The sequence below is a fragment of the Curtobacterium sp. NPDC087080 genome (assembly GCF_044745105.1).
Classification (GTDB): Bacteria; Actinomycetota; Actinomycetes; order Actinomycetales; family Microbacteriaceae; genus Curtobacterium.
The window spans coordinates 1-23484 of sequence record NZ_JBIUZP010000002.1 but is presented as its reverse complement, the minus strand read 5'-3'; the positions used below and the strand labels follow the sequence as shown (position 1 = coordinate 23484).

The 23484-nt window shown below is 72.7% G+C and carries 22 protein-coding genes and 1 pseudogene; 9 read left to right on the top strand and 14 right to left on the bottom strand.

Going from position 1 to position 23484, the window contains the following annotated elements; translation table 11 throughout:
• The first annotated feature begins 10 nt into the window (after positions 1-10).
• Positions 11-925 carry a cation diffusion facilitator family transporter gene (locus ACIPEQ_RS04360; protein ID WP_126892028.1) on the top strand — a complete coding sequence of 305 codons (915 nt, stop codon included), beginning with the start codon at positions 11-13 and terminating at the stop codon, positions 923-925.
• Between the two features lie 36 nt (positions 926-961).
• Here ACIPEQ_RS04360 and ACIPEQ_RS04355 read toward each other — a convergent pair whose 3' ends face one another.
• Entirely contained in the window at positions 962-1612 is a 651-nt protein-coding gene (locus ACIPEQ_RS04355) for a hypothetical protein (RefSeq protein WP_402714230.1), read from the bottom strand.
• A 118-nt stretch (positions 1613-1730) separates the two neighbouring features.
• A complete protein-coding gene (locus ACIPEQ_RS04350; protein ID WP_402714229.1) occupies positions 1731-2999 on the bottom strand; it encodes an MFS transporter in 1269 nt (422 codons plus the stop codon).
• 48 nt (positions 3000-3047) lie between these two features.
• Here ACIPEQ_RS04350 and ACIPEQ_RS04345 point away from each other — a divergent pair, with 48 nt between their 5' ends.
• A complete protein-coding gene (locus ACIPEQ_RS04345) occupies positions 3048-3959 on the top strand; it encodes a LysR family transcriptional regulator (protein WP_402714228.1) in 912 nt (303 codons plus the stop codon).
• A gap of 75 nt (positions 3960-4034) precedes the next feature.
• On the opposite strand, the gene ACIPEQ_RS04340 is transcribed toward ACIPEQ_RS04345, so the two are convergent.
• From ACIPEQ_RS04340 to ACIPEQ_RS04315, 6 genes are all read right to left on the bottom strand, one after another.
• Positions 4035-4802, bottom strand: a complete 768-nt coding sequence (locus ACIPEQ_RS04340) for a hypothetical protein (protein WP_402714227.1) — start codon at positions 4800-4802, stop codon at positions 4035-4037.
• Positions 4792-5331, bottom strand: coding sequence for a sigma-70 family RNA polymerase sigma factor (locus tag ACIPEQ_RS04335; RefSeq protein ID WP_250367822.1), 540 nt, complete (start codon positions 5329-5331; stop codon positions 4792-4794). The genes ACIPEQ_RS04340 and ACIPEQ_RS04335 overlap by 11 nt, the downstream gene beginning before the upstream one ends.
• 115 nt (positions 5332-5446) lie before the next feature.
• Positions 5447-5713, bottom strand: coding sequence for a hypothetical protein (locus ACIPEQ_RS04330; RefSeq protein ID WP_126892032.1), 267 nt, complete (start codon positions 5711-5713; stop codon positions 5447-5449).
• Positions 5710-6351, bottom strand: a complete 642-nt coding sequence (locus ACIPEQ_RS04325; RefSeq protein WP_402714226.1) for a DUF308 domain-containing protein — start codon at positions 6349-6351, stop codon at positions 5710-5712. Before ACIPEQ_RS04325 ends, ACIPEQ_RS04330 begins: the two co-directional genes overlap by 4 nt.
• A 161-nt stretch (positions 6352-6512) precedes the next feature.
• Complete coding sequence (locus tag ACIPEQ_RS04320; protein ID WP_402714225.1) at positions 6513-8477, bottom strand: hypothetical protein; 1965 nt, start codon at positions 8475-8477, stop codon at positions 6513-6515.
• A gap of 119 nt (positions 8478-8596) precedes the next feature.
• Complete coding sequence (locus ACIPEQ_RS04315) at positions 8597-10240, bottom strand: glycoside hydrolase family 13 protein (protein ID WP_402714224.1); 1644 nt, start codon at positions 10238-10240, stop codon at positions 8597-8599.
• Positions 10241-10350: 110 nt separating this feature from the next.
• Between ACIPEQ_RS04315 and ACIPEQ_RS04310 the strand changes: the two genes are divergently transcribed.
• From ACIPEQ_RS04310 to ACIPEQ_RS04290, 5 genes are all read left to right on the top strand, one after another.
• A complete protein-coding gene (locus ACIPEQ_RS04310) occupies positions 10351-10908 on the top strand; it encodes an NAD(P)H-dependent oxidoreductase (protein ID WP_250367818.1) in 558 nt (185 codons plus the stop codon).
• Between the two features lie 156 nt (positions 10909-11064).
• Complete coding sequence (locus ACIPEQ_RS04305) at positions 11065-11577, top strand: MarR family winged helix-turn-helix transcriptional regulator (RefSeq protein ID WP_402714223.1); 513 nt, start codon at positions 11065-11067, stop codon at positions 11575-11577.
• Positions 11578-11698: 121 nt separating this feature from the next.
• Positions 11699-12205: a DNA starvation/stationary phase protection protein gene (locus tag ACIPEQ_RS04300; protein ID WP_250367816.1), complete on the top strand. Its 507-nt coding sequence runs from the start codon at positions 11699-11701 to the stop codon at positions 12203-12205.
• A gap of 9 nt (positions 12206-12214) precedes the next feature.
• The gene (locus ACIPEQ_RS04295) at positions 12215-13015 is read left to right on the top strand and encodes an SDR family oxidoreductase (protein WP_250367815.1); all 801 of its coding nucleotides are present in this window, start codon (positions 12215-12217) and stop codon (positions 13013-13015) included.
• A gap of 7 nt (positions 13016-13022) precedes the next feature.
• The gene (locus tag ACIPEQ_RS04290; protein ID WP_402714222.1) at positions 13023-14216 is read left to right on the top strand and encodes an NAD(P)/FAD-dependent oxidoreductase; all 1194 of its coding nucleotides are present in this window, start codon (positions 13023-13025) and stop codon (positions 14214-14216) included.
• A gap of 122 nt (positions 14217-14338) precedes the next feature.
• On the opposite strand, the gene ACIPEQ_RS04285 is transcribed toward ACIPEQ_RS04290, so the two are convergent.
• The 4 genes from ACIPEQ_RS04285 to ACIPEQ_RS04270 all read right to left on the bottom strand — a co-directional run bounded on the left by ACIPEQ_RS04285 (position 14339) and on the right by ACIPEQ_RS04270 (position 18724).
• Positions 14339-15436: an alpha/beta fold hydrolase gene (locus ACIPEQ_RS04285; RefSeq protein ID WP_250367813.1), complete on the bottom strand. Its 1098-nt coding sequence runs from the start codon at positions 15434-15436 to the stop codon at positions 14339-14341.
• Between the two features lie 41 nt (positions 15437-15477).
• Positions 15478-16353: an SMP-30/gluconolactonase/LRE family protein gene (locus tag ACIPEQ_RS04280; protein WP_250367812.1), complete on the bottom strand. Its 876-nt coding sequence runs from the start codon at positions 16351-16353 to the stop codon at positions 15478-15480.
• Positions 16354-16607: 254 nt separating this feature from the next.
• Positions 16608-17441 (bottom strand): DUF1206 domain-containing protein, encoded by an 834-nt coding sequence (locus tag ACIPEQ_RS04275; RefSeq protein WP_402714221.1) that lies wholly within the window; start codon positions 17439-17441, stop codon positions 16608-16610.
• Positions 17442-17557: 116 nt separating this feature from the next.
• The gene (locus ACIPEQ_RS04270; protein ID WP_250367810.1) at positions 17558-18724 is read right to left on the bottom strand and encodes an RtcB family protein; all 1167 of its coding nucleotides are present in this window, start codon (positions 18722-18724) and stop codon (positions 17558-17560) included.
• A 577-nt stretch (positions 18725-19301) separates the two neighbouring features.
• Here ACIPEQ_RS04270 and ACIPEQ_RS04265 point away from each other — a divergent pair.
• Positions 19302-21119 (top strand): glycoside hydrolase family 15 protein, encoded by a 1818-nt coding sequence (locus ACIPEQ_RS04265; RefSeq protein WP_402714220.1) that lies wholly within the window; start codon positions 19302-19304, stop codon positions 21117-21119.
• A 63-nt stretch (positions 21120-21182) separates the two neighbouring features.
• On the opposite strand, the gene ACIPEQ_RS04260 is transcribed toward ACIPEQ_RS04265, so the two are convergent.
• On the bottom strand, positions 21183-22244 hold the full coding sequence (locus tag ACIPEQ_RS04260) for a sodium:calcium antiporter (protein ID WP_402714219.1): 1062 nt from the start codon (positions 22242-22244) through the stop codon (positions 21183-21185).
• 135 nt (positions 22245-22379) lie between these two features.
• On the opposite strand from ACIPEQ_RS04260, the gene ACIPEQ_RS04255 reads away from it, so the two are divergent.
• Positions 22380-22982, top strand: a complete 603-nt coding sequence (locus tag ACIPEQ_RS04255; protein WP_209824514.1) for a DnaJ family domain-containing protein — start codon at positions 22380-22382, stop codon at positions 22980-22982.
• Positions 22983-23091: 109 nt separating this feature from the next.
• Here ACIPEQ_RS04255 and ACIPEQ_RS04250 read toward each other — a convergent pair.
• A pseudogene (locus tag ACIPEQ_RS04250) lies at positions 23092-23484 on the bottom strand (hypothetical protein); the annotation flags it as partial.

The following is a 23484-nucleotide window of genomic DNA, read 5'->3' as shown; positions in this document are numbered from 1 at the left end:
CGATCGAGGCATGGGACACGACCACGCGCACGGGCACGCCGGCGCCTCGGAGCGGGCACTGCTCGTCGCGTTCTGCATCTCGGCGGGGATCCTGCTCGCCGAGGTCGTCGGCGCGGTCGTCACCGGCTCCCTCGCGCTGCTCGTCGACGCGGGGCACATGGTCGTCGACACCGGCGGCCTCGGCATCGGGCTGGTCGCCACCCGGCTCGCGCGCCGCTCACCGACGGCGCAACGGACGTGGGGCTACCAGCGCGCCGAGGTGCTCGGTGCCACGGCGCAGGCAGCCATCCTGCTCGCGGTCGGCGTCTTCGTCGTCGTCTCGGCGATCCAGCGGCTGTTCGTCCCCGCCGAGGTCCACGCCGGCCCGCTGCTCGTGTTCGGTGTGGTCGGACTCGTCGGCAACCTCGTCGCCTACGCGGTGCTCGCCCGGGCGTCGGGCGAGGGCTTCACCTCGCGGGCGGCGCGGCTCGAGGTGCTCAACGACACGCTCGGGTCCGTCGCGGTCATCGCCGCCGCCGTCGTGCTCGCGGTCACCGGGTGGGAGCGGGCCGACTCGATCGCGGCGATCCTGATCGGGCTGCTCATCCTGCCGCGCGCGGTCCGGCTGCTGCGCGAGACGGCGAACGTGCTGCTCGAGTCGACACCGCCCGGGCTCGACCTGGACGACGTGCGCGCGCACATCCTCGAGCTCGACCACGTCATCGCCGTGCACGACCTGCACGCGACCCTCGTGGCGACGGGGGTGCCGAACCTCACCGCGCACGTCGTGGTGGACGACCACTGCTTCTCGACCGCCCACGCGCCGCGGATCCTCGACGCGTTGCAGCAGTGCGTCGCCGAGCACTTCGACGTCCCGGTGGAGCACTCGACCTTCCAGCTCGAGCCCGCGTCGCACCAGCGGCACGAGCACGAGGTGCACGCGTAGGGACGGCGCGGCACCGAGCTGCGCGGTGCGGTGCGGTCAGCAGCCGCCGTCGTCGGTGGGGAACGCGGTGATCACCCGGTCGGTCGTCTCCGACACGATCACCCGCACGTTCGGCTCCGCTGCCGGTCGCGACCCGTCGTCGAAGCGCACTGCCGCGGCGTAGCAGACCTTGCCGTCCCCGGCGTCCTGCGGGTACCCGTCGGGCGGCGACTCGAGCACGGACCGGACGGCGGTGAGCATCGCGTCGTCCCAGTCCCGCGAGCCGTGGCCCCGGACGACGTCCTGCCAGTCGGCGGTGTGCCGGACGCGGATGTGCTCGTAGCCCTGGCCGGACGTGCCGCACTGCAGTTCGACCGGTCCGAGGGCGGCGGTCTCGTACCGGGCGACGACGGCGCGGCGGTCGGAGTCGCAGCGGTCGAGCACGTCGGCGCCGGGCAGGTCGGGGCCGGTCCGTTCGATGGTGACGGTGCCGTCGCGGGTCGTCCCACCGGCGGCGGGTGCGCTGCGGTCGGCGGCGGGTGCGCTGCGGTCGACGGTGGTGCCCGGGGTGCCGGCAGGGGTCCCGCCGCCGACCACCGGGTCCTCACCGCTGCGCTGTGCCGTCAGGGCGAAGCCGCCGACGACCAGACCGGCCGCGACGACCGCGGCGACGACGGTGACGGCCGGGCGCCGGCGGTGCTGGGACATGCGCCCCAGTATGCCGGGACACGAGGGGATGGTCGGGCGGTCGCGGCACCGACGCCGGTCGGGAGGGGTGCCCTCCTTCACGGCGCCGGACCTCCGCGGCACAGCGCGTCGCGGCGGGCTACTCCGCGTGGGCGGCCAGGCGCAGACCGGCGACCAGGGCGAGCACGACCACGAACGCCACGTACCCGAGGAGCACCGGGAGCGTCGGCACGACCAGGAGCGCCGCGCCGACGGCGACGACGGGCACGGTCAGTCCCGCGTACGCGATGAGGAACGTGGCCGCGAGCACGCCGCCGCGCTGCTCCGGCCCGACGAGCGACCCCGCTCGGGCGATCGACGCCCGGAAGAGCAGCCCGACACCGGCACCCGCGACGACCCCGCCACCGATGAAGCCCGCGACCTGCAGGAGCACTGCGGCGACCGCGAGCACGAGGAGACCGCCGACGAGCAGCACCAGACCGAGCCGGACCTGGCGTCGCTGGGACAGCTTCGCGAAGACGATCTGCGACACGGCACTCGCGGCGAAGACCCCGAACGTGGTGGCGCCCGCGGCGAGCCGGTCGGTGACGTGGAACGTGGTGCCGAGGAACGTCGGCGCCACCGAGGTGAAGAGCCCCTGCACCGCCAGGGCGGCGAAGGCGGCGGTACCGGCGGCCCAGAACACGCCGGCCTGTCCGTCGGGCGCAGCCATCCGCTGCGGTCGGTACGGCACCGGCTGCTCCGGACGGTCGACGGTCTCCGGCGCGGCGAGGACCACCGCGAAGGCGACGACCAGGGCGACGACGAACACCACGTAGGGCACCACGAGCGGCTGTCCGACGTACTCGGCGAGCGCCCCGCCGACCAGGGCGCCGAGCGACAGCCCGCCGAGGTTGACCGCGCCCGCGGCGACGCTCGCTCCCTGCGCAGACGTCGACGAGCCGGTCGCACGGACCCGGAGCTCCCCCAGGTGCGCGGTCGCGGTCGCGGTGAGCAGGCCGACGCCGAGTCCGGTCACGAACCGCGCCACGACGAGCCCGGCGACGTCCGACCACAGCAGGAAGAGCACGGCTGCGACGAGCTCGAGGGCGATCGACACCAGGATCAGCGGACGTCGCCCGTGCACGTCGCTGAGGTGTCCGGCCAGGAAGAGCGAGGCGACGACCCCCACACCGTAGGCGGCGAAGACGACCGTCGTGGTGAAGGTCGGGAACCCGTCACGCGCCTGGTAGATGACGTAGAGGGGCGCCGGGACGGTCGCGAAGGCCATCACCGACAGGAACGCGAAGGCGACGGCCCAGAAGCCGAACCCGTGGCGGCGGCGGGAGTGCGCGCGTCGCCCTCGCGGAGCGGGCACGGTGCGGGATCCGGTCTGCGGAGCCGGGACTGCGGTGGTGGTCGAGGACATGCTCCGATGGTGCTCCGATCCGGTCATCGAGTCCAACGGGCGCTCTTGATGATCGACATCGATCCGGTCGATACTCGTCCGGTGGAGACCCGCCTGCTGGAACAGTTCGTGGCCGTCGCGTCCGAGGGGAGCGTGACGCGGGCCGCCGAGCGGCTGTGGGCCGCGCAGTCGACCGTCTCCGCCGGCATCGCGTCCCTGGAACGAGCGCTCGGCGTGCGGCTGTTCGACCGCACGGGTCGCCGTCTCGTGCTCACCACCGCCGGCGAGGACCTGCTCCCCCACGCGCGGTCCGTGCTCGACTCGCTCGATCGGATGCGGGACCTGGCGACCGTCGACGACGCCGACCTGCGGGGCAGGGTGCGCCTCGGGATCTTCACGAGCATGGACGTCGTCGACCTGACCGGGGTGCTCCGACGGTTCCGGCAGCGGCACCCGCTCGTGGCGGTCGAGCTCATGACGTCACCCACGGGGACGACGGGTCTCGTGCAGGACCTGGTCGCCGGGCGGCTCGACCTGGCGTACGCGGCGCTGCCGACGGTGCCGTCGGGGCTGGTGGTCGAACCGTTGCGCGAGATGCCCTTCCGGGTCTTCACCGCGGCGGACCACCCCCTGGCACGTCGCCGGTCGGTGTCGCTGGCCGAACTCGCCGCGGAGCCGTTCGTCGACACCGCGCACGGGTTCGGCAACCGGACCATCCTCGACACGGCGCTCGACCGGCTGGGCATCCGCCGACGCGTCGTCGCCGAGATGAACGACATGCCCGCCGTCGTCCGCTTCGCGTCGGCCGGACTGGGCGTCGGTGTCGTGCCGGACGCGGGCGTCCGGCACGACGGCGCCGTCCTGGAGCTCGAGGACGCGGTCGAGCCCCTGCGCATCGGCCTGGCGATGCGCACCGATCCGGAGCCGAACCGCGCGACGCGGACGCTGGCCCGCGACGTCGTCGCGGCCCGCGTGCCCTGAGGGCCTGCAGGCTTCGGACGCAGCCCACCGGCGGACGGGAGGCACGGGACGGGTCCGCCCCGTGCCTCCCGGCCGTCAGTCCCCCCAGATCTCCCCGACGACGGCATCGAGGAGGCCGTTGGTCGGGAAGTTGGTCTGCCGGATGACCACGTAGGTGTCGTCCCGCACGAACCAGGTCGTCACGCGGTCGACCGGGTACGGATCGGCCGGGACCGACATCCGGCAGACCAGGCCGCCGTCCTGTTCCGTGCAGTCGAGCGGGCCCGCGCGCAACCGGTCAGCAGCACCGGGGAGCGCCGGTCCGATCCGCATGTCGAGTCCGCTGATGTCCGCGCGCGGATCCATCCACAGGCAGGAGATGTCGCGGCCGGCCCGGGCGATGCCGACCACGTCCGCGCTGTCCGTCCCGACGGGCGTCTCCTCCGTCCCGACGGACTCCTGCACCGGGGTGTCGCCGAACAACCGGTCGTAGTCCCCCGCCGGCACGGTTGCACGGCACGAGGTGGGGATCGTCACGACCGCCGGGGTCATGGGGGTCGCGGACGGCACCGGGCGCGGAGTCGGCCGACCGGTGATGGGCGCGGACGTCGGGGTGGTCGCCGACGGCGCCGGTGCGGGCTCCTGCGTCGGCACCGGAGCGGCGGCCGGGCGGTCCTGCTGCGTCAGGGTGAGGGCCACCGCACCCGAAGCGGTCCCCAGCGCGAGCAGGGCGACCACGCCGACGACGATCCCGGTGCGCCCGCGACGGCGGTCCGGACGAGGGTCGGCGTGCTCGAGCACGCTCTGCTTCATCGTGACGAGCATGCGCTGCAGCTCGTCGCCCACGGGAGGCTCAGTGTCCATCGCGCATCACCACCTTCCCGAGTCGTCGACGGTTGCGCGAGACCCGCTGGGTCACCGCTCCCACCGTCAGGCCGAGCGCCGCCGCGGCCTCGGCGTACGAGCGCCCCTCGAGCAGGCAGAGCTCGCAGATCCGTCGGTCGAGCTCGGGCAGGGCCGCGATCTCGGACCGGACCCACCGCAGCGTCTCGACCGCGTCGGCGTGCTCGGCCGGGGCGGCGAGCGTCTCGGGCAGCTCGTCGGCGCGGTGCCGCGAGCGCTTCCGCCCGGCGTTCCGCGCGAGGTTGCGGCACACGACGAGCAGCCAGGGCAGCAGGCTCTCCGCGGGGAGCTCGAGCGTCCCCGCCCGCTGCCACAGCAGGAGGAAGGCGTCCTGCACGACCTCCTCGACGTCGTGCCGGTCGTCGACGATCGCCCAGACGTAGCGGGTCATCGCCGCGGCGTGGCGGTCGAACACCTGCGCCAACGCAGCCCGGTCACCGGCCGCCAACGCACGGACGATCTCCTCGTCCGTCTGCGCGGTCACGTCCATCGGTCGTCCCCCCTTCACACAGCGGTGTCGGACGGCGTGCCGATCCTGACAGGGAGGGCGTGGACCAGGACGTCCGGGCGTGTCGGCGCGGACGCCGACGACTGCCGCAGCGGGGTCAGTGGAAGTCGTCGCCCTCGGACCGCTCACCCGGCGACCGGTGGCCGCCCAGCATGTCGTTGTCGTCCTGGTCGCTCGAGGCCGCGAGCTGCAGCATCGCGAGGATCACGACGACCACGATGAACGCGACGCCGAGGAACACCAGGGAGAGTTCGAGCTCCCGCGTGGAGAAGAGCACGACCGCTCCGGTGAACACCGCGACGACCGCCGAGATCACGAGGAGCTCGGCGGGGCGCAGGCGGTCGCGACGGCTGGGGGTGCTCATGCGTGTGGTGCTCCGTCCGGGGCTGCGGCAGGTGCCGTCGTGCCCCACTTGTGCGAGAGTCCGGCGATCACGTGGAAGACCGCCGCGATGGCGAGGTAGGCGCCGAGCAGCCCGACCAGGACGACGGCGGCGTCCAGGGTGCCGGTGACCTGCTCGACGCCGCCGAGCTGCTGGGAGTAGTCCGGCGGTGTCAGCAGGAACGCCACGGCCAGCAGCAGCGTGAGGCCACCGATCGTCGTCCAGTCGCGGGCGAACGGCGATCGACCGCGCGCGCGGATGCCCTGTGCCAGTTCGACGGCGCCGGTCAGCACGGCCCAGCCCACGACGACCGTGATGAACGCCGGGAGCCCGACGCCGTTCGTCGCGAGTGCGGCGACGCCGGAGACGAGGGAGACCACCGACTGCACGAGCGTGGTCGCCCGGGACCGCCCGTCTGCGGGCATCCGGCGGAGGGCAGCCCACCCGAGGACGACGGCGTCGACGACCACGAACGCGCCGAAGAGCAGCAGGCCGTAGCCGGCGGCGTGGTTGGACGAGAAGGTGATGACGAGGGCCACGACCGCGGCTGGGACGGCCCGGAGGACGGGGATCGGCCAGTACCGCGCGCGCTGGCCGGCGTCGTCCACGGAGTCGGACACAGGACCTCTTTCGGGCATGCGGATCGTGGTCCGAGTCTACCGCCGGTGCCCCGGACGTCCGACCGGAGGCGAGCCCGACCAGGAGCCGACCGGGAGCGGACCCGACCGGGAGCGCCGCCACCGGCCGAGGTCCAGCAGCCCTCGACCGGCGGCGTCGTCGGTCAGTCGGTGTCGTCGGTCACACGTCGGCGCCGTGCGACCCACCATCCGCCGGCCCCGAGTCCGACAGCAGCAGCAGCCAGGGCGGCGAAGAGCACGAGCCCCTCTGCTCCGGTGTACGCGAGGGCTCCGGTGCCGTTCCCCCGAGCTGCGGTCCGTCCGTCGCCGGCGCCCGTCGACGCGGCCGGAGCCGGCGTGGGCGACGCGCTCGCCACCGGGGTCGGCGGCGGTGTGCCCGCGCCGTCGCTGTCACCGTCGCCGTCGCCGTCGCCGTCGCCGTCGCCGTCGCCGGGTACCGTGACGCCGATCGACACCTCCGGCGAGGGGTCCCCGCCGTCCGGGTCCGTCGGGGACGTCGCGGTCGCCACGTTCACGACGTCGGAGCCGTCACCCCGGTAGTCCGGGTCGAGCACGGCGCGGAAGCGGAACGAGCGGGTCCCGCCGACCGCCAGCGCCTCGTCGGACCGACACGTGACGTGCTGCCCCTCGGCAGAGCAGTCGTCGTCGGACCCGGCGAACCGCATCGCCGCCGGCAGGTCGTCGACCACGCCGACCTCCTGCGCAGCGTCCGGCCCGCGGTTCCGCGCCGTCACCCGGTACTCGACCTCGTCCCCCGGTGCCACGCCCGTCGAGGGCGACACCGCCTTGTCGGTCTCGAGCTGCGCCTCGGGACGAGGTGCAGCGTCCAGACGACTCGAGGCGACGGACCGGTTGTCCGACTCGTCGACGTCCGCCAGGGACGCCGGCGGGGTGATGGTGGCGGTGCTCTCGAGCGACCCGACGGCGTCGTCCGCGACGGTGCCCGTCACGGTGACCGTGGCCGTGCCGTCCCGGAGCAGGTCGAGCGCGACGTCGACGTCGACGTCGCCCGTGCCGGTACCCGCGCCGCACGCGGACCCGTCGGTCGCGCTGCAGGACCACGTCACGTCGCGCAGACCGTCCGGGACGTCCACGTGGAGTGCGCTCGGGTCGGATCGGTTCGGACCGGCGTCGGACGCGGTGACGGTGTAGCTGAAGGGGTCTCCGGGTCGGGCCGACGCCGGGAGGTCCTGCACGACGCCGAGGTCGACGGGCTGTGAGACCCGGACCTCGTCGATCTCGTGGACGTCGGCGTAGTCACCGGTCGCGCCCGAGAACCCCAGTCGCAGCGTGTCCGGCAGCGGCGCCTGCCCCTGGCCGTGGAGCGGGACGCCGTCGAGGACGGTCTGCAGCACGCCGTCGACCTCGAGCCGGACCGTCATGAACAGTTCGCCGCTCGCCCCCGGGACGAGGCTGACCCGGACCCGCCGCGTCCCGGACCCCTGGGTGAGTGTGCCGCCCGGCGCCGGCACCCCCTCGACGTACCGGTAGCCGGTGGTGCCGTCACCGGACCCCCGCACGACGATCGAGTCCGGTCGACGCCCCGGACCCGAGCCGTTGATGTCCTGCGAGAAGTTGCCGTAGTGGTCGACCGCGACGGCCGCGAACCCGCCCGGGACCCCCGGGAGGTCGCACGGCGGCCCGCCGCCCTGGGTGGCGTTCGACCGGCAGGCGTACCCGAGCGCTGCGCCGTAGGCACCGACGCCCTGCTGTGCACGGCCGTCCGCCAGGAAGAGCAGCAGCCCGTCGGCCCCCGGCACCCCGGTGTCGTTGTGCATCGAGTACGCGAACTCGATGTCGAGGCCGAGGTCCGACCGGAAGGTGTCGTCCGTCGACCAGGCGCCGGCCTGGTGGGTCGTCTGGTCCGTGAGCCGGAGTCGCCCGCCGACGACCTGCGCATCCCCGCTCAGGGTGCCGCCGGCCGCGGAGTCGAAGCGGTCCACGTACGGGAACGCGAGGTCGTCCGCGGAGGAACTCGACGGCAGGAGCGCCGGCGCCGCGAGGACGGTCAGGGCCACGAGGCCGCTCACGAGGGCGCTGCGTGGGCGCCGTCGGTGGCGGCGTCGGCCGTCGGGGTGGACCGTTGTCGGGATCGAGGTGTCTGTCATGCCCCGATCGTCGCGAGCGGGGCACCCTCGTCAGTGGCCGTGGGGTCCTCCTGGGGAGAACGGCTCCTCTGAGCGACGCTGTGCAGGGATGGCCCGGGGACACCCGAGCCGCACCTCGGTCAGGCGAGCCACACCGTGGTCTCGCCCGGCAGCATCCCGTCGCCCGCGTCGAGCGGTCCGGACGCCAGCACCACGGAGCCGGACGGCATCGGCACCGGCGACGTCCCGAGGTTCGACACCGAACGCCAGCCGTCGTGCCGGGCGAACGCCACGACGTCGTCACCGGCACCGAGCCACGTCAGCTCCTCACCCTGCTGCAGTCGTCGCCTGGCGGTCGTCGCCCGGCGGTAGAGCGACAGCGTCGACGTGGGGTCGCCGTCCTCGGCCTCGACCGACGAGTCACCGAAGTCCTCCGGCTGCGGCAGGTGCGGTGCGACGTCGCCGAAGCCGAACGACGGGCCCGTCCGCGTCCACGGGATCGGCACACGGCAGCCGTCCCGGCCCTTCACCGTGTGCCCGGTGCGGATCCACTTCGGGTCCTGCAGCAGCTCGTGCGGGATCGCCGGGGCCTCGTGCAGCCCGAGCTCCTCGCCCTGGTACAGGTACGTCGACCCCGGCAGCGCCAGGACCAGCAACGTCGCCGCGCGCGCCCGGCGCTCCCCGCGCCGGCGGTCCAGCTCGGGCGAGGTGCCGTCGGTCAGCAGCCACGCGTCGGTGTCGGTACCGTCGGGCAAGCCGTACCGCGTCGCGTGCCGGACCACGTCGTGGTTCGACAGCACCCACGTCGAGGAGGCTCCGGACTCGGCCGACATCGCGAGGTTCCGCTCGATGATCGTGCGGAAGGCCCGGGCGTCGTACGGAGCCTCGAGCAGGTCGAAGTTGAAGGCCTGCCCGAGCTCGGTCGGCCGGGCGTAGAGCACGCGGCGGGGCGCCGGTGCCCAGGCCTCGGCGATCGCGGCACGCGGTGGGTCGTACTCGTCGAGCACGGCGCGCCAGGTCCCGAAGATCTCGTGCACCTCGTCGCGGTCGTACAGCGGGTCCGACCCGTCGAGGGGCAGGGCCTGCTCGTTCGAGGGTCGGTACGGCGTCGACAGGTCCTTCGCGAGTCCGTGCGCGACGTCGACCCGGAAGCCGTCCACCCCGCGGTCGGACCAGGACCGCAGCGTGTGCTCGAAGTCCGCGCGGACGTCGGGGTTCGACCAGTCGAGGTCGGGCTGCTCCGGCGCGAACAGGTGCAGGTACCACTGCCCGTCCGGCACCCGCGTCCACGCACTGCCGCCGAAGTTCGACACCCAGTCGCTCGGCGGCAGCTCGCCGGACTCCCCCGCCCCGTCCCGGAACACGTAGCGCGCACGCTCGGGAGACCCCGGTGCAGCCGCCAGCGCCTGGCGGAACCACTCGTGCTGGTCGGACGTGTGGTTGGGGACGACGTCGACGATCACGCGGATGTCGTGCTCGTGCGCGGTGCGGATGAACGTGTCGACGTCGTCGAGCGTGCCGAGGCGCGGGTCGACGTCACGGTAGTCGGCGACGTCGTAGCCGCCGTCGGCGAGCGGCGACGGGTAGAAGGGCGAGAGCCACACCGCGTCCACGCCGAGCGACGCCAGGTACGGCACGCGGCTCGTGATGCCCGCGATGTCGCCCAGGCCGTCCGCGTCGGTGTCCGCGAAGCTCCGCGGGTACACCTGGTACACGACGGCCTGGCGCCACCAGTCCGGGTCGGTGGTGCGCGGGGTGCTGGCGGGCGTCCGAGGGGTGCTCACCGGGCCAACCTACCCAGCCGCTCCGGACCGGGAATGCAGCGTCCAGGGTCCGCATTGGTTGTCCCTGACACCATCTGTGACCGAACGGTCACGGACAGAAGGGAACCACCATGACGAACGTCCTCGCTCTCGTCGGCAGCCTGCGCGCCGGCTCGATCAACCGGAAGCTCGCCGAGGCCGCCGAGCAGCACGCCCCCGAGGGGATCACGCTCACCACCTTCGACGGCATCGTCGACCTGCCCTTCTACAACGAGGACATCGACGGCGACACCCCGCCGGCCGCAGCAGTCGCCTTCCGCGACGCCGTCGCCGCCGCGGACGCCGTCCTGCTCGTCACCCCCGAGTACAACGGCACGATGCCGGCCGTGCTGAAGAACGCGCTCGACTGGGGCTCGCGTCCGTTCGGCTCGTCGCCCCTGTCGGGCAAGCCGCTCGCCGTGATCGGCTCGGCCTTCGGCCAGTACGGCGGCGTGTGGGCGCACGACGACGCCCGCAAGTCCGCGGGCATCGCGGGCGCGACGGTCCTGGAGGACGTCAAGGTCGCCATCCCGCAGTCGGTCGTCCGGTTCGCGGAGACCCACCCGCGCGAGGACGCCGAGGTCGTCGAGCTCGTGCAGGGCGCGCTCCGCGCCCTGGCGGACGCGGCGGACGCGCGCGTCGCGGCCTGAGCGACCGGGTCGCCACCCGGTGACCACGAGACGGCCTGGAGGCGCGGTGCCGGACGGTGCCGCGCCTCCAGGCCGTCCTGCACGGCCGCGACGACCCGTCCACAGGATCCGGATCGGCTAGACCACCGAGATACCAGACGGGTTACCCTGAACGGCATGTCGACGCAGGAGATCACGGAGGCGTCGGGGTACTGGTTCCCCGACGACGACGCCACGCAGCGCGGCGTCGCCGTGCTGAACGCCCTGCGTCGCTACCGGGCGGCCGAGACCGCGATGCGGCGACGGACCCGCGACTCGATGGGGATGGGCGAGACCGACCTGCTCGCCGTCCGCTACCTGCTGCAGGCGCAGCGTGCCGGTCGCACGGTCAAGCCGAAGGACCTGTCCGCCTACCTGAAGATCTCGTCGGCCTCGACGACGATCCTGATCGACCGGCTCGTGCGGTCGAACCACGTCCGTCGTGACCCGCACCCGACCGACCGTCGCGCGCTCGTGATCACCCCCACGACCGAGACCGACGACGAGGTCCGCGCCACCCTCGGGGTGATGCACCGGCGGATGATGTCCATCGCCGAGGGGCTGTCCGCCGACGACGCCCGCATCGTCGCGTCCTTCCTCGAGCGGATGCGCGACGCCGTCGACCAGGTGGACCCCGCGCCCGAGCACTGACGGTCGGCGCCGGAGCACGACCGTCGGCCCCACGGGGGACGCCCGGGTGCACGTGCACTGAGAGCGTCGTCCACGCGACCGCGTAGACCAGAAGGGTCACCGACCGCGAAAGGAGCCGATCATGCACGCATCGGACAAGCTCGCCGCCAACCTCCAGGCCGTCCTGGTGGACCTCGTCGACCTGCACCTGCAGGGCAAGCAGGCCCACTGGAACATCCTCGGACACAACTTCCGCGACCTGCACCTGCAGCTCGACGAGATCGTCGACGCCGCACGTGAGTTCGCCGACGACACCGCGGAGCGCATGCGCGCGCTCTACGCGATCCCGGACGGCCGTTCGGCCACGGTCGCTGCGGGCACGCACCTCGACGCCTTCCCGGACGGCGAGATCGACACGCACGACGCCATCGACGCCATCACGCTCCGGCTGTACCAGACCACCGGCACCATGCGCGACGTGCACGACGAGGTCGACGACGAGGACCCGACGACCGCGGACCTGCTCCACGGCTTCATCGAGCGCCTCGAGCAGCTCGCCTGGATGGTCTCCGCCGAGAACCGCGAGCCGCGGACCCCGCTGGCTGCCGCCACGACCCCGGCCGTCGCCGAGGCCTCCGAGCACGAGTAGGGACGACACGTGGACCTCGGCATCACCGGCAAGGTCGCGCTCGTCTTCGGTGGCGACTCCGGCATCGGCTGGAACACGGCTCGCATCCTCCTGGCGGAGGGTGCGACCGTGGTCGTCACCGACCTCGACCAGGGCCGCCTCGACACGAGCGCCGACCAGCTCGAGGCACCGCACGGCAAGCTCTTCGCCTTCGCCGCCGACGTGACGAAGGCGGACAGCCTCGCCACGTTGCACGAGCGCGTGCGCGACGCCGTCGGTGAGATCGACATCCTCGTGCAGTCGTCCGGCATCACGGGCGCCCAGGGGATGTTCCACGAGATCGACGAGCAGGGCTGGCTCGACACCATCGACGTCGACCTGATGGGCCCGGTGCGCATCACGCGCGAGTTCATCGGCGACCTCCGGAAGGGCGGGTGGGGCCGGATCGTCTACCTCGTCTCCGAGGACGCATCCCAGCCCTACGACGACGAACTGCCGTACTGCGCCGCCAAGGCCGGCGTGCTCTCCTTCGCGAAGGGCCTGTCGCGGTCCTACGCGTCCGAGGGCCTGCTCGTGAACACCGTGAGCCCGGCCTTCATCCACACCCCGATGACCGACGCGATGATGGACGAGCGGGCGAAGGAGCAGGGGACCTCGTTCGACGAGGCGATCTCGAGCTTCCTCGACGAGCAGCGTCCGTACATGGAGCTCGGTCGCCGCGGGGAGCCCGAGGAGGTCGCGAACGTCGTCGCCTTCCTCTGCTCCGACCTGGCGAGCTTCGTCAACGGGTCGAACTACCGGGTCGACTCCGGCTCGGTCGCCACCATCTAGGAGGACCATGACCGACTTCCGCTACCTGATCGTCGGCGGCGGGATGGTGGCCGACGCCGCTGCCCGCGGGATCCGGCAGATCGACACCGACGGCTCGATCGGAATCGTCAGCGAGGAGACCGACCGCCCCTACGCCCGACCGGCCCTGTCCAAGAAGCTCTGGACCGACCCGGAGTTCAGCTGGGACGAGAAGGTCGACCTGCACACCGAGGAGACCGGGGCGACGTTCGTGCTCGGGACCGTGGTGACGTCGATCGACCGCGAGGCGAGGACCGTCACGACCTCGGCCGGCGACACCCACGGGTACGAGCGCCTGCTGCTCGCGACCGGTGGGAAGCCGCGCAGCCTGCCGGGTCTGTCGCCCTCGTCGCGGGTCCTCGACTTCCGCAGCGCCGACGACTACCGCCGGCTGCGGGAGCTCGCCGATGCCGGTGCGCACGTCGCCGTCGTCGGGGGCAGCTACATCGGCACCGAGATCGCCGCGGGCATCGTGCAGAACGGCGCCAGGGTGACCCTCGTGACGCCCGACGAGGTCCTCGGCGGGCACATGTTCCCGGACGACCTCGCGCACGCCTTCCAGCAGCGCTTCGTCGACCACGGCGTCGAGCTCCGCACCGGACGACGGGTCGAACAGGGCACGGAGTCGGACGGCGGCGTCAGCCTGACGCTCGACGACGGGTCCGTCCTCGAGGCCGACGCGGTCGTCGCCGGGCTCGGCATCGAGCCGCAGACGCAGCTCGCCGCCGACGCCGGTCTGACGGTGCGCGACGGCATCGTGGTCTCGTCGACGCTGGTGACCGACGACGAGTCGGTGTTCGCCGCCGGTGACGTCGCCGAGTACCCGGACCGGATCCTCGGCACGCGTCGGGTCGAGCACGTCGACAACGCGAAGGAGCAGGGCCGGCAGGTCGGCCGGAACCTGGCGGACGCGGACGAGACGTACGACCACACGCCGATGTTCTACTCGAACGTGTTCGACACGGGCTACGAGGCCGTCGGCCAGGTGTCGACCGAGCTGCAGACCGTGGAGGACTGGCAGGAACCGCTGTCCACCGGCGTCGTCTACTACCTGGACGACGACGACACGGTGCGTGGCGTGCTGCTCTGGAACGTCCCCGACAAGACCGACGAGGCACGGAAGGTGCTCGCCGAGGCGCACGGCCTGACGCGGGACATGCTGCCGGGCCGCATCACACCCTGACGCGCGGATCCTGACGCGCGGGTCCTGACGCGCGGGTCCTGACGCGACGGCCTGGAGGCGCGGCCCGACCTGACGGGTCGGGTCGCGCCTCCAGGCCGTCACCCTGTGCGCGGGGCGCGCCGTCAGTGCTGGTCGCGCACCTCGGGAGCGACGTCGTCGACGACCGCACGGCGGTCGTCCGGGTCCACGGGGATGCCGTCGCCGTCCGCCATCGCGACCGCGTGTGCGGACTTCGCCCGCTCCAGCTGTTCGTCGTCGCCCTTCGCCATGCCGAACAGCTCGATGAAGCGCGACTTGACGACCAGCCAGGCGTCCTTCGGGCCGAGCCGGGCCAGGTCGGACGACGTGGTGTCGTCGCGCACCCGCTGCAGGGAGCTCACGCCACGGTCGGTGATCCGTCCGTCGACGAGCGCCACGGCGAGCCGGGCCACCGCGTCCGCCTGCGCGTGCATGACGGAGTGGGCACCGTCGACGACCTCGCGCAGCACCGCGTGCGGGAACACCCGCGCCAGGGACCGGACCCAGTCGCGGGGCACCATCGCGTCGTGCTCCCCGCGGACGATGAGGGTGCGGGCCTGCACCTCGGCAGCGCGGTCCTCGATCGGGAACGCGATCATCTGCGGCAGCACCTTCCGGAACCAGTGCCACCCGCAGAGCGCGTACGCGGTGACGGCGTGCCACCGGACCGCGGCGGGCTCGTGCAGCGCGGACCGCAGGAAGCGGAGCGCCGAGGTCGGGATGCTCCGCGCGCGGCTGTCGACGACCGGGCTGATGAGCACGAGGTCGCGGATGTGCGGGTTCCGTGCGGCGACCTCCGTGACCACCTGGGTGCCCATCGAGTGCCCGACGAGCACCGGGTCCTCGAGCCGGAGCTCGCGGATGACCTGTTCGACCGCGTCCGCGTACCGCTCGATCGACACGGCACCGCGGAACCGCGGGACCCCGGCGAAGCCCGGTAGGTCGAGGGCGTGCACCGGGCCGTTCTCGTTGAGGTGCGGCGCGAGCCGCTCGTAGTAGGTCGCGGCGATCCCGAGCCCGGCGACGAGGACGAACGCGCGGTCGCCCGGCTGCCCGATCGAGCTCACCCGGACGTAGGTGCCGTCGACGGCGATCCGGTCGACCTCGACCTGCACGTCGGCGTCCTCGGCCCGCGCGAGCGCACCGGCGGGGTCGGGAGCGGGCGGCGGGGTCCGGTCGTCCTGTTCGTCCTGTTCGGTCACGGGGCCTCCTGGGATCGGCGACCTCCCACGGTACCCGCCGTTCAGCCGCCGAACGCGGAAGCGGGAGCGCCGTGCACCCGCGTCGGCACCGCGAAGACCGCGCCGGAGTGCGGGTACTGCTCGAGCTGCTCCTCGGTGCTGTTCTCACGCGCGGTGCCGACGAAGAGCGTCGACAGGTCCGGGCCGCCGAACGCCACGGACGTCACGTTCGGTGCCGGTACCTCGACGGTCTCGAGGTGCCGGCCCTCGGCGTCCCACCGCTCCACGCGACCGGCGCCGTAGACCGCCGTCCAGAAGCAGCCCTCGTCGTCGCGGACCAGCCCGTCGTGCGCGGCACCGCTGACGAAGGGCTCGAGCTCACCGAGCTCGCCGTCCGGGCCGTACGCGCCGCGGTAGATCGTCGAGGTGCTCGTGTCCGTGACGTACATGACGCTGCCGTCGGCCGACCACTCGATGCCGTTCGTCACGCCGAAGCCGCCGCGGAGCACACGCGTCGTGCCGTCGGGCTCGACCGAGTACAGCGCTCCCGCCGGGTCCTGGTCGGAGAGGTCCATGCTGCCGACGAGGAACCGGCCGAACGGGTCGCACTTGCCCTCGTTGAACCGCATCTCGGTGGTCGCGTGGTGCACCCGGACCAGCTCGCGTTCCACCACGCCGCGGTCGTCGGTGAGCACCACCGTGTCGCCGAGTGCCGCGACGAACCCGCCCGCAGCACGGGGCTGGAAGCTCGCCAGGGGCGGCGGCAGTGCGACGCTCGACTCGACCGTGCCGTCCGCGCGGGCGGTGGTGAGCAGCCCGAGGGTGATGTCCGTCCAGCGGAGCCGCTCGGCGGTCGGGTCCCAGACGATGCTCTCCGCGAGCACCGCCTGCTCGTCGCAGAAGACGGTCACGGGCCCGGTCACGGCGTCGGTGGTCATGCCCTCCCGTCTACCGGGGCCGGCGTGCACGACCTACCAGCGACCCGGTGCACGAAGACGCCGGCGTCGCATCGAGACGACGCCGTCGCCGCGAGACGACACCGTCGCGGCGAGACGACGTCATCGCCGCGAGACGACGTCATCGCCGCCAGACGCCCTCGAATTCAGCGGCGTCTCGGCGACTTCGGTGCGTCTCGCGCTGACGCCGGCGTCTCGCGGCCGTGTGGATCGGTCAGGACGCCGGCGTCTCGGCGTCAGAGGCGCGCGAACCGGGCCCGGAAGAAGCTGTAGACGCCGTAGGCCAGGAACCCGATGCCGACCGCGACGAGCACCACCGACCCGGCGGGCAGGTCGCGCAGCGCGTCGAACGCCCCGTCGAGCCCCGTCGCCTGGTCCGGGTCGCTGCGGACGCCCGCGACGACGATCAGCACCCCGACGACCGCGACGGCGATCCCCTTGCCGACGTACCCGACCGTCCCGAGCACGGTCACGGCACGGTCGAGCGGCTGCCGCGGACGCACGAGCTGCTTCCAGAAGGAGCGACGGCACCCCTGCACGACCAGGGCCGCACCGATCGCGATCGCCACCGCACCGACGGCGATCAGCAGGAACACCCCACCCGGCGTCGCGAGGGCCTGCGCCGCCGCGCTCCGGGTCGACCCGCTGGAGCTCCTGCCGGCTCCGAGCGCGAACGACCCGGCCGTGTACGACACGACGCCGTAGACGACCGCCTTGCCGACGTCCTTGGCCCGTGCCGCCCAGGCGCGGGCGCTGTCGGACCGACCGCCGACGACCGCCTCGAGCAGGAGCCGCAGGGCCAGCGCCGCGGTCCCGACGGCGACGACCCAGAGCAGGGCCACGCCTCCGGGGACCTCCGCGAGCTGCTGCAGCGCTCCGGACTGGTCGGTCTCGCTGCCCCCGGACGCGTTCCCGAACCCGAGGAGCACGACGAGGTACCCGATCAGCAGGTGCACCACACCACTGCCGACGTACCCGGCCCGCGCGGTCAGCTCGAACCACCTGCTGTCGGCGACACGCTTCGCCTGTCGTCCGGTCTCGCGTGCTGCTCGTTCCGCCTGGTCGCTCATCCCCTCGAGCGTGCCCGACGCACGGACCGCTGTCCGCAGCGGGGCGCACCGCGTGTCGGGACGAGCGTCGGACGGGAGGCGCGTGGCGGACCCGGCCACGCGCCTCCCGTCCGCCGTCAGTCGCCCTTGACGTTGACGACCTGCCGCAGCGTGTGGCGGATCGTCACCAGGTCGGTGGCGTCCGCCATGACCTGGTCGATCGGCTTGTACGCCGCGGGGATCTCGTCGAGGAACGCGTCGGTGTCGCGGTACTCGATCCCCGCCATCGCCTCGCGCAGCTGCTCGTGCGTGAAGGTCCGCCGGGCAGCGGACCGCGAGAACAGTCGCCCGGCGCCGTGCGGCGAGGACTCGAGCGACGGCTTGTTGCCGAGCCCCTCGACGACGTACGAGGCGGTGCCCATCGATCCGGGGATGAGGCCGGGCTGCCCCTCCTTCGCCTGGATCGCGCCCTTGCGGGACACCCAGACGCTCTTGCCCCAGTGCGTCTCGCGCTGCGTGAAGTTGTGGTGGCAGTTGATCCGCTCCTGCTCGTCCACGGGCCGGCCGAGCACCTCGGACAGCTGCCGCACGACCCGGTCCATCATCTCCTCGCGGTTGAGCAGGGCGAAGTGCTGCGCCCACCGGAGCTCGGCGATGTACCGGTCGAACTCCGGCGTGCCCTCGACGAGGTACGCCAGGTCGGGGTCGGGCAGCTCGATCCACCACCGCTGCATCATCCGCTTGGCGACCGTGATGTGCCGCTGGGCGATCTTGTTGCCGACGCCGCGCGACCCGGAGTGCAGGAAGAGCCAGACCCGGTCCTGCTCGTCGAGCGAGACCTCGATGAAGTGGTTGCCCGACCCGAGCGTGCCGAGCTGGTTCCGCCAGCCGCCGTGTGCTCCGGCGGGGTCGAAGCCGGCGGCCTCGGCCATCGTCTCGAGCTCGGCGATCCGCGGCGCGGCGGTGGCGACGATCTTCCGGTTCGAGGCCCCCGCGGACAGCGGGACGGCCCGCTCGATCTGCTCGCGGAGGGGCTGCAGGTCGTCGGGCAGGTCGGCCTTCCCGAACTGCGTGCGCACGGCGATCATGCCGCAGCCGATGTCGACGCCGACGGCGGCCGGCATCACGGCACCGAGGGTCGGGATGACGGACCCGACGGTGGCGCCGAGCCCGAGGTGCGCGTCGGGCATCAGTGCGAGGTGCGGGAACACGAACGGCATCCGGGCCGTCGTGCGGGCCTGCTGCTCGGTGTTCTCCTCGAGCATCGAGGCCCAGCTGAGCAATCGGTCGGTGATCTTCTCCACGGTGTTCGTCCTTCGTCGTGACGGTCGACGACGGCCGGGTGGCCGTCGCGGTGACGGCCGGTGGCCGTCGTGGTGACGGTCCGGGGCGGACGGGTCCTGCGCCTCCGACCCGGTGCGGTGCACCTGTGGAGGAACGACGGGAGGGACGCCCCGGGCCGGGTGGGCACGGAGCGTCGGGAGACGGCGGCGTGCCTACGCGGGTTCGCGGAGGGACTGATTCGCGTACTGCAGCGCGGGCAGCACGACGAGCGCATCGAGCTGGTGCTCGGTGCGGCTGCTGTGCTGCTGGGCGCGCATCGCGGTCCTTCCACGGGTGCCCGGGGCGGGCGGTCCCGCCCGTCGGGCAGGAGGACCGACAGTAGTGCGACACGCCCGGGCCGCACAAGTCACCCGGGCGTGTCGCGTCGTCCGCGGTGCCGGTGACGCGCGTCTCCGGGGTCGCCCCTGCGGGCGCTCCTGCGGGCTCCGGCGGTCACCCCTGCGGTCGCTCCTGCACGGTGGGGAGGCGCGGCTCACCGATCCACAGCGGGGTACGTCCGGCTGATGGTCGCCTCGTCCCCCCGTGCAGGCTGGTGGTATGACCGAGCGCACCCGCGACACCCCCGACGCGACCGACAACGAGGAACGGACCGACGGCTACGTCCCGCTCCGTTCCTACGGAGCGATCGGTGACGGTCGCACGGTCGCGCTCGTCGCCCGCGACGGCCGGATCGACTGGTTGCCGATCCCGTCGATGGACTCACCGCCGGTGTTCGCGAGCATCCTCGACGCCGAGCACGGGGGACACATCGCGCTGCGTCCCATCGGTGACGCCAGTGTCGAGCGCGAGTACCTGCCGGGCACGAACGTCCTCGTCACGACGTGGACGACCGATGCCGGCTCCTGCACGGTCACCGACGCGATGGTCACCGGTGTCGCCGGTCGTCTGCCGTGGGCCGAGATCGGCCGCTGCGTGCAGGGCGTCTCCGGCACGGTGGAGATGGAGTGGGCCGTCGTCCCCGGCACCCTGCTGAACACCGCGGAGCCGAAGCGCCTCGACACCGGCAACGGTGCCGTGATCGGCATCGACGGGGTCACGATCGCGATCGTCGAGCACGGCTTCGAGCCGGTGCACGACGACGGGCCGCGCTTCTCCGGCCGCTTCACCACGAACGAGGGCTCGAAGTCGATCCTGACGATCGTCGGCACCGAGAACGAACCGATCTTCCTGCCCGAGCCGGAGCGCACGCTCGACGCGGTCGACCGCACCATCGCCAACTGGGCGACGTGGTCCGAGGAGTTCTCCTACGACGGCCCGTGGTCGGACGCCGTGCAGCGCAGTGCGCTCGCACTCAAGCTGCTGATCTACTCGCCCACGGGTGCGATCGCGGCGGCACCGACGACGAGCCTGCCCGAGGACCGGACGGGCGGCAAGAACTGGGACTACCGGTTCGCCTGGGTCCGCGACCTGTCGTACACGGTGCACGCCCTCACCCGCTTCGGGCTCCGCGAGGAGACGCACGCGGCGGTGTCGTGGGTGATGCGGACCATCGCCGAGCACGACGAGACGATGCCGATCTTCTACGAGCTCGACGGCTCGAAGACCGACGACGTCGAGGAACGCGACGTCCCCGGCTGGAAGGGCATCGGCCCGGTGACGATCGGCAACCGCGCGGGCGACCAGCTGCAGCTCGGCGTCTGGGGCGACGTCTTCGAGATCCTCCGCCAGTACGTCGTCGCGGGCAACGTGCTCGACCGCCAGACGGCCTCGGTGCTCGAGCGACTCGCGAACGACGCCTGCCACCGGTGGGAGGAACCCGACTCCGGCATGTGGGAGCTGACGGACACGCAGCACTACGTGACGAGCAAGATCGGCTGCTGGCAGGCCCTCGACGCCGCGGTGGAGCTCCACGACAAGGGCATGATCGACGGTCCGCGGGACAAGTGGATCGAGAACCGCGAACTCATCGAGCAGTGGGTGGCCGAGCACGGGTGGGACGAGGAACGCGGGCACTACGTGATGTACCCGGGCTCCGACGCGCTGGACACGTCGATCCTGCTGCACGCGATGTCGTCGTTCGACCGCGGGCCGCGCATGGCATCGACCATCCGCGCCATCGAGGAGCAGCTGCAGCACGGCCCCCTGGTCTACCGGTACACGGGCATGGACCAGGAGGAGTCACCGTTCGTCGCCTGCTCGTTCTGGCTCGCAGCGGCGATGGCGTGCACGGGACGCGTGGACGACGCCCGGACGCTGATGGACGAGATGGTGGCGCAGGCGAACGACGTCGGCCTGTTCAGCGAGATGCTGAGCGCGGAGACCGGCGAGTTCATGGGCAACATCCCGCAGGGCCTGTCGCACCTCGCGCTCATCCAGGCAGCGCTGACGATCGAGGAGGTCGCGGCCGAGTCCTGAGCTGGCTGGGGCCAGGGTGAGCGGGTCGGGCCACCCGCTCGACGCGACGGTCGCGCGCCCTGCTCAGCCGAGGGTGATCGCCACGAGACCCGCCACGCCGACCAGGTAGAGCACGACCACGACGAACGAGTCGACACCCATCCCGATGATGCGCCGCCTCGGTCGGAACACCAGTCCGACCGCGTAGACGAGCGTCAACAGCGCGGCCAGCGCCGTCAGGTACACGTCGCTCGCGTTCGCCTGCGGCAGCACGGCCTTGCCGCAGAGCACGGTGGCGACGAGGAACAGCACCGGCAGGAAGGCGTTGCCGCCGAAGATGTCCGAGACGGCCAGGTTGTCGTCGCCCTGGCGGACGGCCTGGATGCCGGTGGAGATCTCCGGCAGGCTCGTGGCGAGGGCGAGCACCGTCGCACCGAAGAGCACGCCGGACAACCCGATCTGCTCGGAGGCGGCGTCGCCGGCGCGTTCCAGGACGACACCGGCCACGAGCGTCGCCAGGGCGGACACCGTGAAGACGATCGCCGCCTTCCTCGTGCTCATCCGTGGCGGGTCCTGCTTCCGGGTCCGGTGCCCCGCGGTGTGCGGGGAGGCATCCGGGGCGCGTCCGTCCTCGTGCCAGGGCAGGCCCTTGCCGGCGCGCTGCACGAGCAGGAGCCCGACGACCCAGATGGCCGCGATGAGCACCACGTCCGGCGTGAGCCGCGCGACGACGAGGTCCGGCGGGAGCTGACTCCCCGCGACGACGACGGCGAGGACCGCCACGACGACGATCGCCTCGAGCACCAGGGTCAGCGACGCAGCGCGGTAGGTGAGCGGCCGCACCCCCTTGCCCCGCTTGCCGAAGGCGTCGAGGATCGCGATCACGACCGTCTGCAGGGCGATGCCGCCGAGGATGTTGCCCGCGGCGACCTCGATGTTGCCCGACAGGCCCGCGCTCACCGTGATGGCGATCTCGGGTAGGTTCGTCGCGACCGCGAGCACGATGAGCCCCCCGAGCGCGCTGCCGAGGTGCAGTCGGTCGTCGAGGACGTCGGTGGTCTTGGAGAGCTGGATGCCCGCGACCCAGATCACCGCGGCTCCGGCCACGAAGATCAGGACGAGCGCCCACAGCGGCAGCGATCCCATGCACCGACCGTGGCCCCCGGCACCCGGGGACGCTCCGAGGCGTGCGCCGAACGGCTCGTCCGACACGACGACCTCACGCGCCGCGGCCCGGCTCCTGGGCACCGCGTCGGCGGTCGGGGGCATCATGGACGTGCGATGAACGACGTCGACGCACGCATGGACCGGCTGCGACGAGCTGCCCGGTACCGGTACCAGCAGCTGGTGGACAGCGAGATCGAACGCGGCTCCCTCGACCCGGACGAGGTCCGCGAGGAACGCCGCCTGCTCCGGCTGCAGGACGTCGAGCGCCACGCCCGCGCCCGCATCGAGGAGGCCGAGCGCCGCGGGGTCTTCGAGGGCAACCCCTACCACGGCAAGCCGCTGCCGGGCAACGACGGACGGCACGACCCGGACTGGTGGATCAAGGCCAAGATCGAGCGCGAGGACATCCGCGGCATCGCTCCTCCGGCCCTCGCGCTGCGGACCGAGGACGCCGAGCTCGACGACCACCTCGACGCACTCACCACCGAGGACGACGTCCGTGCGGTGCTCGTGGACTTCAACGCCCGAGTGAAGGAGGCGCGGCGGCAGCTGCTCGGCGGGCCGCCGGTCGTCACGCCGATGCGCGACGTCGACGCCGAGGTCGAGCGCTGGCGCGAGCGGCGGGACGCCCGTCGTGCCGCGGACGAGCGCGCGGCTGCCGACCGCGCGGCTGCGGAGCAGGCGGCACGGCCGCGTCGGTGGTGGCGTCGGGCCTGACCCGCACGCCCCGCACGACGCGCGGAAGGCGCCGTCCCCGTGGTCGGGGGCGGCGCCTTCGCGTCGTGGGGTGCGGTGGTGTCCCGCGGGGGTGTTACCCGATCTGCGCTTACTTGATCTGGGCGGTGATGGTCGCGGTGCCGACCAGGAGGCCGCCCTTGACGGCGTCGGTCTTGAAGGTCTGGTTCAGCAGGCCCGCAGCGTCGTCGGAGACGTGGACGGTGGTGCCGGTCAGGATCGCGTTGTCACCCTCGAGCTGGAGCGGCTTGAGCGTGCCACCGTGCAGCGAGAACAGGTACGCGTTCGACGCGGCGACCTCACCGTTGACCAGGACGTCACCGTAGAGCTTGGACGAGCCCGGGTTCACGACGAAGTTCTCCAGCGTCACCGTGGTGTCACCGGCCTTCAGCGTCAGACCCGAGTCGTCGTGGTTCAGCAGACCCTGCACGTACGGGCGGTAGTTGCCGTCCGGGCTCCAGTACGTCACCGAACCGGCCGTGAT

Bases quoted from the DNA above. Each gene is read 5' to 3' on its own strand.
- ACIPEQ_RS04360 (WP_126892028.1), top strand. From the start codon at position 11: ATGGGACACGACCACGCGCACGGGCACGCCGGCGCCTCGGAGCGGGCA.
- ACIPEQ_RS04355 (WP_402714230.1), bottom strand. From the start codon at position 1,612: ATGTCCCAGCACCGCCGGCGCCCGGCCGTCACCGTCGTCGCCGCGGTC.
- ACIPEQ_RS04350 (WP_402714229.1), bottom strand. From the start codon at position 2,999: ATGTCCTCGACCACCACCGCAGTCCCGGCTCCGCAGACCGGATCCCGC.
- ACIPEQ_RS04345 (WP_402714228.1), top strand. From the start codon at position 3,048: ATGATCGACATCGATCCGGTCGATACTCGTCCGGTGGAGACCCGCCTG.
- ACIPEQ_RS04340 (WP_402714227.1), bottom strand. From the start codon at position 4,802: ATGGACACTGAGCCTCCCGTGGGCGACGAGCTGCAGCGCATGCTCGTC.
- ACIPEQ_RS04335 (WP_250367822.1), bottom strand. From the start codon at position 5,331: ATGGACGTGACCGCGCAGACGGACGAGGAGATCGTCCGTGCGTTGGCG.
- ACIPEQ_RS04330 (WP_126892032.1), bottom strand. From the start codon at position 5,713: ATGAGCACCCCCAGCCGTCGCGACCGCCTGCGCCCCGCCGAGCTCCTC.
- ACIPEQ_RS04320 (WP_402714225.1), bottom strand. From the start codon at position 8,477: ATGACAGACACCTCGATCCCGACAACGGTCCACCCCGACGGCCGACGC.
- ACIPEQ_RS04310 (WP_250367818.1), top strand. From the start codon at position 10,351: ATGACGAACGTCCTCGCTCTCGTCGGCAGCCTGCGCGCCGGCTCGATC.
- ACIPEQ_RS04305 (WP_402714223.1), top strand. From the start codon at position 11,065: ATGTCGACGCAGGAGATCACGGAGGCGTCGGGGTACTGGTTCCCCGAC.
- ACIPEQ_RS04300 (WP_250367816.1), top strand. From the start codon at position 11,699: ATGCACGCATCGGACAAGCTCGCCGCCAACCTCCAGGCCGTCCTGGTG.
- ACIPEQ_RS04290 (WP_402714222.1), top strand. From the start codon at position 13,023: ATGACCGACTTCCGCTACCTGATCGTCGGCGGCGGGATGGTGGCCGAC.
- ACIPEQ_RS04280 (WP_250367812.1), bottom strand. From the start codon at position 16,353: ATGACCACCGACGCCGTGACCGGGCCCGTGACCGTCTTCTGCGACGAG.
- ACIPEQ_RS04275 (WP_402714221.1), bottom strand. From the start codon at position 17,441: ATGAGCGACCAGGCGGAACGAGCAGCACGCGAGACCGGACGACAGGCG.
- ACIPEQ_RS04265 (WP_402714220.1), top strand. From the start codon at position 19,302: ATGACCGAGCGCACCCGCGACACCCCCGACGCGACCGACAACGAGGAA.
- ACIPEQ_RS04260 (WP_402714219.1), bottom strand. From the start codon at position 22,244: ATGGGATCGCTGCCGCTGTGGGCGCTCGTCCTGATCTTCGTGGCCGGA.
- ACIPEQ_RS04255 (WP_209824514.1), top strand. From the start codon at position 22,380: ATGAACGACGTCGACGCACGCATGGACCGGCTGCGACGAGCTGCCCGG.